14 protein-coding genes are annotated in these 14039 nt (G+C 39.0%); 9 read left to right on the forward strand and 5 right to left on the reverse strand.

The features are described from left to right. Positions 1-101 precede the first annotated feature (101 nt). The 7 genes from AC1DDX_RS15805 to AC1DDX_RS15835 all read left to right on the forward strand — a co-directional run bounded on the left by AC1DDX_RS15805 (position 102) and on the right by AC1DDX_RS15835 (position 7656). On the forward strand, positions 102-962 hold the full coding sequence (locus tag AC1DDX_RS15805) for an SPFH domain-containing protein (protein WP_172659907.1): 861 nt from the start codon (positions 102-104) through the stop codon (positions 960-962). Positions 963-971: 9 nt separating this feature from the next. Further along, positions 972-1151, forward strand: a complete 180-nt coding sequence (locus AC1DDX_RS15810; protein ID WP_048906559.1) for a type II toxin-antitoxin system antitoxin — start codon at positions 972-974, stop codon at positions 1149-1151. A 78-nt stretch (positions 1152-1229) separates the two neighbouring features. Further along, positions 1230-2408, forward strand: a complete 1179-nt coding sequence (locus AC1DDX_RS15815) for an acetyl-CoA C-acyltransferase (RefSeq protein WP_337716626.1) — start codon at positions 1230-1232, stop codon at positions 2406-2408. 33 nt (positions 2409-2441) lie between these two features. Next, positions 2442-3335, forward strand: a complete 894-nt coding sequence (locus AC1DDX_RS15820) for a hypothetical protein (protein WP_337716624.1) — start codon at positions 2442-2444, stop codon at positions 3333-3335. A gap of 234 nt (positions 3336-3569) precedes the next feature. Continuing rightward, positions 3570-5318, forward strand: a complete 1749-nt coding sequence (locus AC1DDX_RS15825; protein ID WP_477622248.1) for a peptide MFS transporter — start codon at positions 3570-3572, stop codon at positions 5316-5318. Positions 5319-5334: 16 nt separating this feature from the next. Further along, positions 5335-6828 carry a peptide MFS transporter gene (locus AC1DDX_RS15830; protein ID WP_337716621.1) on the forward strand — a complete coding sequence of 498 codons (1494 nt, stop codon included), beginning with the start codon at positions 5335-5337 and terminating at the stop codon, positions 6826-6828. Positions 6829-6924: 96 nt separating this feature from the next. Continuing rightward, a complete protein-coding gene (locus AC1DDX_RS15835; RefSeq protein ID WP_172659902.1) occupies positions 6925-7656 on the forward strand; it encodes a polyprenol monophosphomannose synthase in 732 nt (243 codons plus the stop codon). A gap of 1 nt (position 7657) precedes the next feature. On the opposite strand, the gene AC1DDX_RS15840 is transcribed toward AC1DDX_RS15835, so the two are convergent. The 5 genes from AC1DDX_RS15840 to proS form a co-directional block, all read right to left on the reverse strand. Then, positions 7658-8173 carry a YdeI/OmpD-associated family protein gene (locus AC1DDX_RS15840; RefSeq protein ID WP_172659901.1) on the reverse strand — a complete coding sequence of 172 codons (516 nt, stop codon included), beginning with the start codon at positions 8171-8173 and terminating at the stop codon, positions 7658-7660. Between the two features lie 7 nt (positions 8174-8180). Next, positions 8181-9041, reverse strand: coding sequence for a TIGR02757 family protein (locus AC1DDX_RS15845; RefSeq protein ID WP_477622249.1), 861 nt, complete (start codon positions 9039-9041; stop codon positions 8181-8183). Positions 9042-9203: 162 nt separating this feature from the next. Further along, positions 9204-10343 carry a cystathionine gamma-synthase gene (locus tag AC1DDX_RS15850; protein ID WP_477622250.1) on the reverse strand — a complete coding sequence of 380 codons (1140 nt, stop codon included), beginning with the start codon at positions 10341-10343 and terminating at the stop codon, positions 9204-9206. Continuing rightward, a complete protein-coding gene (locus AC1DDX_RS15855; RefSeq protein ID WP_172659898.1) occupies positions 10340-11035 on the reverse strand; it encodes a hypothetical protein in 696 nt (231 codons plus the stop codon). The genes AC1DDX_RS15850 and AC1DDX_RS15855 overlap by 4 nt, the downstream gene beginning before the upstream one ends. 11 nt (positions 11036-11046) lie before the next feature. Next, positions 11047-12519: a proline--tRNA ligase gene (gene proS / locus AC1DDX_RS15860; protein WP_172659897.1), complete on the reverse strand. Its 1473-nt coding sequence runs from the start codon at positions 12517-12519 to the stop codon at positions 11047-11049. 105 nt (positions 12520-12624) lie between these two features. Between proS and AC1DDX_RS15865 the strand changes: the two genes are divergently transcribed. Next, positions 12625-13584, forward strand: coding sequence for a hypothetical protein (locus AC1DDX_RS15865; protein WP_172659896.1), 960 nt, complete (start codon positions 12625-12627; stop codon positions 13582-13584). 20 nt (positions 13585-13604) lie between these two features. Beyond that, positions 13605-14039: hypothetical protein (locus AC1DDX_RS15870; RefSeq protein WP_477622251.1), on the forward strand; the 435-nt coding region annotated here is incomplete at its 3' end.

The raw sequence follows: 14039 nt of genomic DNA on the forward strand, positions 1-14039 counted from the left end.
ATCGACTCTTCATATACAAAAAACAACCTGGATACCTGCTAATTAACTATTGTTTTAATGGAAAATTATTGCTTACTTTATGATATCAAATTAATATCATTATGTATCAGGAAAAAATTATTACTCCGCCTGCGGGCATTCGAATGATTGCTGTATTTATTGCGCTCATATTATTTTGCGGATTACTGGCAATGGCAGCTCAAAGTTTTGTAGTTGTAGAAGTTATTTTAGCCATTTGTGGTTTTTTAATACTGCCTGGCTTTATCATCAACAACCCAAATGAGGCTAAAGTACTCACCCTTTTTGGCGAGTATGTAGGCACAGTTAAAACCGATGGCTTCTTTTGGGTTAACCCTTTAACCATTAAAAGAAAGGTATCATTAAAAGCGAGAAACCTAAACGGGCATCAGATTAAAGTAAATGATAAGCTTGGAAATCCAATTGAAATTGCAGCTGTTGTAGTTTGGCAAATAAAGGAAACTGCAAAGGCAACATTTGCAGTTGAAGACTACCTGCAGTATGTAACAATACAAAGTGAAGCCGCCGTTAGACATTTGGCCAATATTTTTCCATATGATAATTTTGAAGATGAAGAGGCCACAATTACCTTAAAAGACGGTGCAGAAAAAGTAAGCTCATTACTTGAAGCCGAATTAAGCGAAAGATTGTCGCGGGCAGGAATAGAGGTTGTTGAAGCCAGAATTTCTCACCTTGCCTATGCCCAGGAAATTGCAAGTGCAATGTTACAGCGCCAACAAGCTACAGCCGTAATTGCTGCAAGGAAACTTATTGTGGAAGGTGCAGTTGGAATGGTAGAAATGGCTTTGGATAGACTTTCTGAAAAAAATATCGTAGAATTGGATGAGGAACGCAAAGCAGCTATGGTTAGTAATCTTCTGGTAGTGCTATGCGGTGACCGTAATGTTCAACCCGTTGTTAATACCGGGACATTATATAATTAACAATTAGATATGTCTGAAAAAGATAAAAAAGCTTTTGTTCTCAGAATAAACCCTGAACTACTTAAAGAGATTGAGAAATGGGCCGGAGATGAGTTTAGGAGCACCAACGGACAGATAGAATTTTTGCTCAATCAGGCCGTAAAATCCAACAGGAGAAAACGGTTAAACAAAAATGATACAGATCAATAATGTTAAAAATGGTCAGTTATAACCACTGAATGACTGTAATTATATAACTTTGCTTTCAACTAACTTAAAACACAGTAAATGAGAGAAGTAGTAATTGTATCTGCTATCAGAACTCCAATTGGTAGCTTTGGAGGTGCATTATCAAGCTTTTCTGCTACCCAATTAGGCGCTTTGGCCATCAAAGCGGCAGTGGAAAAAGCAGGACTAAAGCCCTCAGATATTCAGGAAGTTTACATGGGCAACGTCTTATCAGCCAATATTGGTCAGGCGCCTGCAACACAGGCAGCTAAATTCGCTGGTCTGCCCGATCTTCCTGCCACCACAATTAATAAAGTGTGTGCATCCGGCACAAAAGCAATCATGCTTGCTGCTCAAAGTATTGCACTGGGAGAAATTGATATCATTGTTGCCGGAGGAATGGAAAGTATGAGCAATGTTCCTTACTATTTGGATAAAGCACGCACCGGTTACCGTTTAGGTCATGGTCAGATTACAGATGGCCTTCTTAAAGATGGCCTGTGGGATGTTTATAACGATTACCACATGGGTTCTGCCGCCGAATTATGTGCTTCAGAATGTGGAATCAGCAGAGAAGATCAGGATGCTTTTGCAATCACCTCTTATAAAAGATCACAAACAGCACAAACTGAAGGAAAATTCGATTCAGAAATAATTCCGGTAGAAATAAAAGACCGCAAAGGCGAAATAACACTTGTTTCTAAAGATGAAGAACCCTTTGCTGTTAAATTTGATAAAATACCCGGTTTAAAACCGGTATTTAAAAAAGATGGAACCGTTACCGCGGCCAATGCTTCAACACTTAATGATGGCGCCGCAGCTCTTGTTTTAATGAGTGCTGATAAGGCAAAAGAACTTGGATTAAAGCCCTTGGCCAAAATCCTGGCTTATGCTGATGCACAACAGGCACCTGAATGGTTTACTACTGCTCCATCTAAAGCAATTCCATTAGCATTAAAAAGAGCTGGCAAAAGCATTGCCGATGTTGATTATTTCGAAATTAACGAAGCATTTTCTGTAGTTTCACTTGCAAACAATAAGGAACTTGGACTTAATGAAGAAAAAGTGAACATAAATGGCGGAGCAGTTTCCTTAGGTCACCCACTGGGGGCCTCGGGTGCACGAATTGTAGTTACACTACTTTCCGTTCTGGCACAAAACAATGGAAAAATAGGCGTAGCCGGAATATGTAATGGTGGCGGTGGTGCCAGTGCAATAGTTATAGAAAAGATTAAATAGATGCGAAAGAGGTTAAAACCTTTGATACTCATAATGATACTATGCTGCGCCACAGCAACGCTTAAGGCACAGCATAGTTTTGCTTTTAACAATGGTCCTGCAATGCATAAATTCCAGGATTCATTAAGCAGGCTTAGTGATGAGACATTTAACGCGACCAGCAACTCTGAGCGGTATACTAAAAATGCGGCTTTTATAAAAACATTGGTCAACTCCCTAAAAACTCAGGGATCTTTTCTTTATCCTTTCGATTCATTAAAAAAAATTACCATTCTTAAATCGCCTGATAACTCGTTCAGGATATTCTCCTGGTATGTGCCTCTTGATGATGGTTCTTATCGTTTTTTTGGCACCATTCAAATAGCCACAAAAGATGGAAAATTAAAAATGTTTCCTCTTATTGATGATACTGCTAATATTAAGGACACCAATGGAATTAATGGCAATAAAAACTGGTATGGTGCCCGGTATTATGAAATCATACCGGTTATTATGAATGGTCAACAACCTTATTACGTATTAATAGGCTGGAAAGGAAATAGTTTAAAAACTTCTAAAAAGGTGATTGATGTGCTTTCTTTTAATAAGGAACAACAACCCATTTTTGGTAAGCCTGTATTTGAAGAAGCCAAAAGTAAAGCTACCAGGAACAGGATAGTTTTTGAATACAACAAACAAAATACAATGACGGTAACGCTCGATAAGAACGTTAATATGATTGTATTTGATCACCTGGCCCCTATTTCGGAAGAAATGATGGGAAATTTTGAATATTATGCATCCGATTTAAGTTTTGATGCGTATAAACTATTAAACGGACGATTAAAGCTAGTAGAAAACATAGAATTAAAGAATGAGCCGAACCAGATGGACGACCTTTTTTCAGATCCGAAAGACAAGAAAATTAAGGCTATAAAGAAGCTTTAAGTGTATTTAATACACCTTTGATGGAAATTAAAAATTTGGGAGTTTGCCATCATGTGCCTATCTTGCGCGATGCTTATTTTTACAAAAAGAGGGAAAAGCACAATCAACTAACATAAAAAACTCCGAAACAAAACATAAAATCCTGATATAAAACGCATGTCAGGTTGATATAGCATTAGATTAATATACTTGAACTAACTAAACTTACTATAAATAACACACAAGAAAACTAAAATGGATACAAAAAATTTGGATACGCCAAATAACTTTTTTGAAAGTAAAGTGCTGGGGCATCCCGCTGGACTGTTTGTTTTATTCTTCACAGAAATGTGGGAAAGATTTTCCTACTATGGTATGCGGGCCCTATTGGTCATGTTCTTTACAGCATCTGTTTTAGGAGATCATCCAGGCTGGGGCTGGCCACGGGAACATGCGATGTCGCTTTTCGGATCATATACCGCTCTGGTATATCTGTCCACTATGCTTGGCGGTTACTTTGCAGATAAATTAATTGGATTTAGATGGGCTGTAATTGTTGGGGCTTTATTGATGACTTTAGGTCAACCAAACATGACCTCAATAGTATCTTTAATGTACAAAGATCATCCTGAAAAGAAAGATGGTGCATACACCATTTTTTATATGGGTGTAAATGCAGGTGCATTTTTTGGAATATTATTATGTGGTTACCTGGGCGAAAAGGTTGGCTGGAGCATTGGTTTCGGATTGGCGGGAGTTTTCATGCTGTTCGGCTTGTTACAGTTCTATTTCACTCAGAACATCTTTGGAGACATCGGCTTAAAACCACTTAAAACAAGAGATATTGTAATCGATAAAGATGATGTCGACAACAGGGTTCCATTTACATTATGGCAGGTTATCGTTGTTCTTCTTTGTTCCGCTTTAGGTTTAATCTGGGTTATTAACGATCCTATTTCCAAGATATCCCACGGAGCAAGCAACCTGCTAGACTTCAAAATAGCTGGAATGGAAGGAACCAATTTCACTATATTGTTAGCACTGGGCTTGTTTCTGTTCTTATTATTTTACAGGCTAACAAAATATTCAAAGGTAACTAAGGAAAAATTATACGCAGTTACCTTTTTTGCATTCTTAACCTTTTCATTTTTCGCTGTTTTTGAACAAGCACCGGGTACATTAACCATCTTTGCCAGAGATTATACCGACAGAATTTTGGTTGGTAATTCAAGTTTGATCTTCTTAATTGCCAACTCATTAATTGCTGTAGTTCCTTTAGGAATTATCACATGGGTTTTGTTTCTATTATTTAAGCAAACCTTCAAAAAATATGGCCTGGCTAATATTATCCTAAGCATCAGCTTTGTGATCATATGGATCATTACTATCTGGATGTTAGTGCGAGATTTTTATGGAGCAGGGTTTTTAAACCTCTCAGATTCTACTTTAGCTTCGCTTAAAATTGAGAAAGTAAAAGAAAGCCTTACCCAAATCCCGGCTTCATGGTTTAGTGTACTTAACTCATTGTTTATTATCACTCTTGCTCCATTGTTCTCTAAATGGTGGGAAAGCAGATTTAATCCTGGTGCAAACGTTAAGTTTGGTATAGGTATGATCCTATTAGGCCTGGGAATGGCATTTCTTGTTTTTGGTGCCAGAGACATTGTTCCTGGTGCAAAAACAGCCTCAGTAAGTATTTTTTGGCTGATCATGGTTTACCTTTTCCATACCATGGCTGAACTTTGCATTTCTCCTGTAGGCCTTTCTTACGTAAGTAAACTTGTTCCTGCCAGAATGATTGCCTTTATGTTTGGTGTATGGTACCTGGCTATTGCTATTGCCAATAAAGTTGCAGGTATACTTGGAGAAAACGCTGATAGAATTGCCTCAGAAAAAGGGATTAGCTATTTCTTCTTAATCATAACCGGTGTTGCCGTTGCTATTGGAGTAATGTCTATCCTGTTAACTCCAGTGATCAAAAAATTAATGCACGAAGTAAGATAAGCTAACTGATATAACAATGCAACATAACATTACGCTGGAGGAGATCCAGGACTTTAAGGGGAAATACCCAAAACAGCTTTGGGCTTTGTTTTTAGTGGAAATGTGGGAACGCTTTTGCTTTTACGGTATGCGCGGTATGCTCACCATTTTCATGATCGACAAGATCGTAGGTCTTGCACTTACAGATAAAGATGCCAATCTGCAATACGCCGCTATTCAGGCATTCGTTTATGCATTCACATTCCTTGGTGGTATTTTTGCCGATAAAGTCTTAGGCTTTAGAAAATCACTTTTCTTTGGCGGAATGATCATGATCCTCGGCAATTTAATCATTGCGGTCTCCCCAAAAGAGTTCTTTTATATTGGTATTACCCTTTCTATTATCGGTACAGGTTTTTTCAAACCAAACGTATCGTCGATGGTAGGCGATTTATATAAAGAGGGTGATGCCCGCCGGGATGCAGGTTACGGAATGTTCTATGCAGGTATCAATATTGGTGGTTTACTTGGTGGCGCACTTTGTGTATACCTGGGTAAATATGTTTCATGGAATTATGCCTTCCTTGCTGCCGCAATTGTTATGGCTTTAGGATTGGTAACCTTCCTCTTTACACAGAGAACATTAGGCCCTATTGGCGATTCACCTTTAAAAAACATGACTGTCTCGAAGAAAAGAGCACGTGAAATTGGTGTTTACCTCTTTTCTCTGATCTCTGTTCCGTTGATTTTGATAATGGTTCAAAACACGCATTATACAGATTATTTCATGTATACCATTGCGCCATTATCAATTATTTATTTCCTGTATGAGACGTATAAAGTTAAAGACAGAAAATTTCAGATGAAATTGTTTGCCGCATTTATCTTTATCTTCTGCTACTTCTTGTTCAATGCCATTTACGAGCAAAGCGGTGGTTCACTGGCTCTTTTTGCAGAAAAAAACTTGTCGCACACCCTTTTATTCTTCAATATCGATCCTAACGTAGTAAACAACAGTTCTAATTCTTTATTCGTAATTATATTTAGTCCTTTAATTGGTTTACTGTGGTTATGGCTCGCTAAAAAGAAAATGGAACCAAACTCGATTATCAAATTTGGTGTAGGATTCTTGTTCCTGGCAGCATCCTTTTACATCTTCTTTTATACTCGTTTTTTTGCCGATGCAAGTGGTGTAACTTCATTAAATCTTTTCACACTGGGCTATTTGGTAACCACCATTGGCGAACTTTGCTTAGGCCCGATCGGTATGTCGCTGGTTACGCAATTATCACCTAAAAAATTAACAGGTATGATGATGGGTATGTGGTTTTTAGCAAGTGCATTCGGACAGTTTGCCGCAGGAAAACTTGGAGCAGAAATGTCTGTAAGCGGAGACGATGTATCTTTGCTAACCAAACTGGAATCCTATACTTCAGGATATTATCAGCTGGCTGTTTATGCCGCTATTGCCGGAGTATTTTTAATCCTTTTCTCTCCTTTAATTAAGCGATTGATGCAAGGTGTAAGCTAAAATTTAGCTGTTTTAACATATTTTAACCCTTAGTATAATCTATATTAAGGGTTTTTTCATTTAGAATCCATAATTTCGCTACTTAATTTATTTTACGTGTCAGACAGTCTAGTAATAATACCTACCTACAACGAGAAAGAAAATATTGAGAGAATCATTAGAAAGGTTTTTTCGTTAAGCTATTTCTTCGAAATATTAGTTATTGATGATGGTTCCCCTGATGGCACAGCCGAAATAGTTAAGAACCTCCAGAAAGAATATCCGGCACTTCATTTAGAACAAAGAACAGGCAAACTAGGACTTGGAACGGCTTACATTCATGGTTTCAGATGGGCGCTGGCCAAACCTCAATATGAATATATATTTGAGATGGATGCAGATTTCTCGCACAATCCGGATGACCTGATACGTTTACGCGAAGCCTGTGTTAATGGTGCAGACGTTGCAGTGGGCTCCCGTTATGTTAGAGGAGTTAACGTAGTTAACTGGCCTATGAGCAGAGTGTTAATGTCTTATTTTGCCTCTATGTACGTGCGTTTAATTACACGGATCGACATACAGGATGCAACTGCCGGCTTTAAATGTTACCGCCGCAAAGTGCTTGCTACTATTCCGTTAGACAAAATTAAGTTTGTTGGCTATGCCTTCCAGATTGAAATGAAGTTTACAGCCATTAAATACGGATTTAAGGTAGAGGAAGTTCCCATTATATTTACAGATCGTACAGAGGGTACTTCAAAAATGAGTACACGGATTTTCAGGGAAGCTTTTATTGGAGTAATCCAAATGAAAGTATGGAGCTGGTTCAGGAAATACGACAGGATTTAATCTATTCCTCTTTTCTCGGCTTTCCATCACGCATCATCGTTCCAAAATCCCAATCCTTATCCATAGCTAAAACGATCTTCACAATTCTTTTGGTACGGGTAGCTTCTGTTTTAGCCGAGTTAAGCCAATTGATATACCAATTTTGATGTGATTTAGGTTGTTTTAAAAAGTTTTTAAGCAGATGAGGCTCATCAGAAAGGCAGACCTCCAGATCTTCTGGCACCTCTATTTTAAAAGTTGTATCCTCTTCTAAAGCCAGTTCTAAAACTCCACCCAGATCTTTCTTGAGCTGCTTGCGAATGCCCGCATTTAGCGCCATAATAAAGTTCCCCTCTCCCATGGGCACAAGTGCTATGCCTTCAATTTCAATGTGATCCAAACGACCCTTTACCCGATAACTCTTCCTGCAATCGGGTTTAATCATATTGGCAATAGCAAGTGGAATAAAAACATAAGTCCAGCCTGTTTTTTCCCCCATTTCGGCAAAACGCTCTATTTCTGCTTTAAAAGTAACCATAATAGCTTTAAAATTTCTCCTCTACACCTAAGCCAAACAATGCAAAATCATATTTAACCGGATCCATAGGATCAAATTTAAGCAGTTCATTTGTAAGTTCCACTGCAGTGCGCCAATCCGTCTGTTTTCTTTCAATTAAGCCAAGCTTACGCGCTACCCTATCCACATGCACATCACATGGACATATCAAATCTGAAGGCTTAATTGTGTTCCAGATCCCGAAATCAACACCCTTATTATCTTTCCTTACCATCCATCTTAAAAACATATTTAAACGCTTACAGGTTGATTTTTGCATTGGCGAAGAAACATGCTYTATCGTTCGTCTGGGATAGTCTGGAAGAGAAAAGAAATAAGACCTGAAATAATTAAGAGATCTTTCAGTTTTTGGCTCCTGCTGAGTTAACTCTGATAACATGCAGCTCGAAGAAGCATACTTTGTGTATCCATGTTGAAGCTCATCAGTTAAAAAATCAGTTCTAAAAACATCAGAAGGAGATAAAAATGCTGTCTCAAGGCTATCGAACTGTTGATAGTGCTGATTAAAAAATGCCACGAAATACAGAAGATCCGTATCGTTAAAAGTTCTGTGTTTAAAACCCAGCAATCGCTTTAAATCATCCTCGCCATGATGCAGCATAAAATTATGCGGATCATTATCCATCCGCTCAAACAGCTCAATACACTTGTTAATGATGGTCTTTCGTTGCCCCCAAGCTAAAATTGCCGCAAAAAAAGCAGCAATTTCAATATCTTGTTTCTTAGTATACTGGTGTGGAATACAGATGGGGTCATTTTGAATAAAGTTTGGTCGGTTATACTGATCAACCTTTACATCCAAAAATTCTTTAAGTTCTAAAAATTCCAAGGTGTAATGTTTAAGATAACTGTATTAATTAAATTATGTAATCTCGAGGTTTACAATACGTCATCTCGAAATGAGGAACGATTGAGAGATCTCTTGGTCAGGATATTCAAGGAGATCTCTCTCTTCTTTCGAGATGACGGAATGACGAGATGACTTGCTGAATTAACTTAATGCCTGTTCTAAATCGGCGAGCAAATCATCAATATCCTCCACACCAACACTTAAGCGCAACAGGTTATCTGTAACTCCTACTTTCTCACGTTCTGCTTTAGGGATAGAACCATGAGTCATTGTAGTTGGATGGTTAATTAAAGATTCTACTCCGCCAAGAGATTCTGCAAGTGTAAAAACCTTAAAAGAAGAAGCCACGCGGAATGTTTCCTGAAGATCAGCACCTTTTAATGTTATAGACACCATACCCCCAAAACCACGCATTTGTTTTTTTGCAATATCATGGTTAGGATGATCTTCGAAACCCGGCCAGTAGATCTTATCAATTTTTGGATGATTTTTAAGATAACGGGCCACTTTCTCTCCGTTCTCACAATGCGCTTTCATTCTTAAGTGAAGCGTTTTAATACCTCTCAGCACCAAAAATGAATCCTGAGGTCCTGGAGTTGCTCCGCAGGCATTGTAAATAAACCAAAGGTCCTTATAAAGCTGATCATCGTTTACAAGCAAAGCGCCCATTACCACATCAGAGTGACCACCAATGTATYTGGTTACAGAGTGCATCACAATATCAGCACCTAAGTCCATTGGATTCTGCAAATATGGAGATGCAAAAGTATTATCAACAGTAAGAATTAACTTATGCTGTTTAGTAATTTTAGCAACACCCTCAATGTCAATGATCCTCATTGTTGGATTGGTTGGCGTTTCTATCCAGACCAATTTAGTATTTTCATTGATGTGTGGCAGTATGTTTTCCGGTTTCGATAAATCCAGAAAATGAAACTTAATGCCATACTTTTCATAAACCTTGGTAAATATGCGATAAGAACCACCATAAAGATCGTTCCCCGTAATCACTTCATCGCCAGGCTTCAATAACCTTAATACAGTATCTGTAGCGCCCATTCCGCTCGAAAAAGCCAGTCCATATTTAGCATTTTCTAATGCTGCCAAACAATCTTCAAGTGCTTTACGAGTTGGATTAGTACCCCTCGAATATTCAAACCCTTTGTGGTCACCTGGCGCCTTCTGCCAGTAAGTAGAGGTTTGATAAATCGGGGTCATCACTGCTCCCGTTGTAGGATCAGGCTCTTGTCCGGCGTGGATCGCTTTAGTTGCAAATTTCATATATTATCGTTCTGCTCAATTTCTGATTTAAACTGGTAACCCAGGTTTTTACTGGTTGGATAACCGCTTGAAGCCAGCATTGATTGTTTTTGATTTAAAGTTACTTCTTTTATTTCTGCAAAAGGGGGTAATAAAAGATCAGAGTCCAGACAGTGAAGAATAGATCGCTCTATAATATCTGTTAGCTTTTCTTCCGTTACAACGTTTTCAGCCATGCTTTGGTATAAGAAATCAAGCGCCCCCTCCCCCTCAACCATAAAATGCTTTTCCTTATTAACCAGTATACGTGCAATCAGCGATCCCTCATCTGCCAACCTGTTATATTTCACAGAATCAGCAAGGAAATTATGGATATAAATAGTTCCACAAAAACTTAGAGACTCATCTTCTTTGATGTACTTTGTTTGGTATATGGAATGTGTTTTATCAAAGGCAAACACATTGGTATGCATAGAAACCATCAACATATCACCTGAAAACTTAAGCTGACCTTCAAATTTACCGCTTTCCTTAAAATGCACTTCAACAGAGGGATCTTTGACCACATAATCTGTTTGCAGCTTAACCGCAATTTTAGAAAGCTGGGTCTTCAGCAAGCCAAAGACCTCAGTAGTGTTTCTAAATATCTTTTGTTTTAATGAAGCTTTACTCTCGAATTCGCTCAGTATTTTACTGTAGTTGTCAGTTTCCATTCCATTAAAATTTAGTAAGCGCGTGCAAATAATACCCTTTGGGTAGATGGCTTACCTGAGTAAATACAAACCCCTTCTTCCAGCTTATTATCTAACGGGATACACCTAATGGTAGCTTTAGTCTCTTCTTTAATTTTTTGCTCTGTTTCAGGTGTTCCATCCCAATGTGCAGCAATAAATCCGGCTTTACCATCAAGCAATTCTTTAAACTCATCATAAGAATTGGCATCAGTAGTATGCTCAGTTCTATAGTCGAAGGCTTTGTTATAGATATTTTGTTGAATCTCTTCTAAAAGCTGTGCAATATGAATTTCAAGGCCTTCCTGAATTACAGTTTGTTTTTCTCTGGTATCTCTTCTTGCAAGCTCAACGGTGCCGTTTTCCATATCTCTACCACCAATAGCCAGACGAATTGGCACCCCTTTAAGCTCATATTCAGCAAACTTAAAGCCCGGACGCTGCGTATCACGGTCGTCGTATTTTACAGAAATCCCTAAACGTTTCAGCTTTGGCATTAATTCGTCAACAAATGTTGAGATCTTACTTAACTCCTCATCGCCTTTGTAAATAGGAACAATAACAACTTGTATTGGAGCTAGTTTTGGAGGAAGTACCAGACCGGCATCATCGCTATGCGCCATAATCAATGCACCAATTAAACGTGTAGAAACACCCCACGAGCTTGCCCAAACGTGCTCTATCTTACCTTCTTTGTTCGTGAATTTTACATCAAATGCTTTAGCAAAGTTCTGTCCAAGGAAGTGAGAAGTTCCAGCTTGCAACGCCTTTCCATCCTGCATTAATGCTTCAATGCAATACGTATCTAAGGCTCCTGCAAAACGCTCATTTGGCGTTTTTACACCTTTTACCACTGGCAAACCCATCCAGTTTTCAGCAAAATCTGCGTAAACATCAAGCATCTTTCTTGTCTCTTCAATTGCCTCATCAGAAGTTGAGTGAGCGGTATGTCCTTCCTGCCATAAAAACTCAGTAGTACGCAAGAACAAACGGGTACGCATTTCCCAACGCACAACATTTGCCCATTGATTTATCAACAAAGGAAGATCCCTGTAGGATTGAATCCATCCTCTATAAGTATTCCAAATGATGGTTTCAGAGGTTGGTCTAACGATCAATTCTTCTTCCAATTTGGCTGTTTCATCAACAATAATGTTCCCATTTCCATCATTTTTAAGACGATAATGTGTCACAACGGCACATTCTGTTGCAAAACCTTCAACATGAGAAGCTTCCTTTGAAAAATATGACTTTGGAATGAATAACGGGAAATAAGCATTACTGTGTCCTGTATCTTTAAATTTTTGGTCTAAAATAGCCTGCATCTTCTCCCAAATGGAGTATCCATAAGGTTTTATCACCATACATCCCTTAACGGATGAGTGTTCTGCCAGGTCAGCTTTTATAACAATGTCGTTATACCACTGGGAATAATCTTCGTTTTTACTTGTAATGCCTTTGCTCATAGCTGAATGGAACGTTTTTTGTGTTAAATGACTTGTAATGTAGGCTACAAATTTATAAATTTATACCTACAAAAAAATTGCAACACACAAACAACACATATAGTTATGAAACCTAACCATTTATTCACAGGAATGCTCGTCTTAGCAGCCATAGCTGTTACGTCTTGCTCTGCGCCAAGGCTTGCGCAGCAAAGTGCCAATACTGATGATGACGTTTATAGCAGTACGGTGAAGGCAAAGGTTTATACCCCCGCTCCTCAACAAGTACAGCAACCTCGATACGACGATCAGCAATATGCTGATGAACAATATGATGAGAGTGATTATTACGGAACAAGTGATTACTATTACGATCAGGATTACTCATCTCGTATAAACAGATTTTATTACTCAAGTCCTTTCAGAACTTACTACGATCCATATTATTATTCTGGGTGGTATTCTTCTGGTTCATTGGACTTTGGATATAGTCCATTCTACAACAGCTACTGGAATTCTCCTTATGGAGGCTGGGGATTTGCAAGTTCTCCTTTCTGGGGTTACAACAACTTTGGCTGGAATAACTACTACTACGGCGGTGGCTATTACGGAGGAGGCCTTTGGGGCGGTGGTTTATGGGGTGGCGGACTGTGGGGCGGTGGCTATTACACCGGCAGAACTACCAATGTACCTGATTACAGGGCCAGACCATCTGTGGGTAGAGAAAATGGAGTTGGYGTGAATCGCAGATATGCAAGACCGGCAACCAGAGTAGATGCTGATGGAAATATCATTCCTAACAGAGCCAGACCTTCAAGAACTAATGCTGATGGAACAGTTTCAACAAGACCGGGCAGAGTACCGTCTGATGGCCAATCTACCAGACCTTCTCGTGGCGAAGCAACAAGACCTACGCGTACTGAAACTGTAAGACCTACAAGAGAAAGTGCTCCGGCCCGTCAGCCAGAAAGCAGACCTAGCTACAGCCCTCCTGCAAGAGAAAGCAGTGGTGGTGGAAGAAGCAGCAGTGGTAGCAGCGGCGGCGGTGGTGGCGGTGGCAGATCATCAAGATCAGGAAGAGGATAACAATTGGAGTTGGCGGAGACATGAGTTCAATTGGCGGTAACCCGGCAGGACTTGGAATGTTCACTAAATCTGAATTCAGTGTAACTCCTGAATTCAATAATTTCTCTGGAAATGCAAACTTTCTGAACCAAAACACAAAATCCACAAAAGACAACGTAAACCTTAACCATATTGGTCTGGTACTTTTTAGCCCCGCTATTAGAATGAAAGGGCAAGACACCCAACGCGGGGTGGTAAGTACTGTGTTCGGAATTGCCTACAACAGAAACAATGATTTTACCGCTAATTTCAATTACGGTGGATCAAACCCAAGTAATTCAATCGTAGATTATTTTGGTGATCTGGCAAATTCAAACGGCTTAACAAATGGCTCTGTACAAAAAGACGCTTATGATGGGTACCTTTTAGATTACGATGGGGTAAAAGACGAATATTTTGCGTCTACAAATGTACCT

This window comes from Pedobacter sp. 10L46_2 (assembly GCF_056395165.1).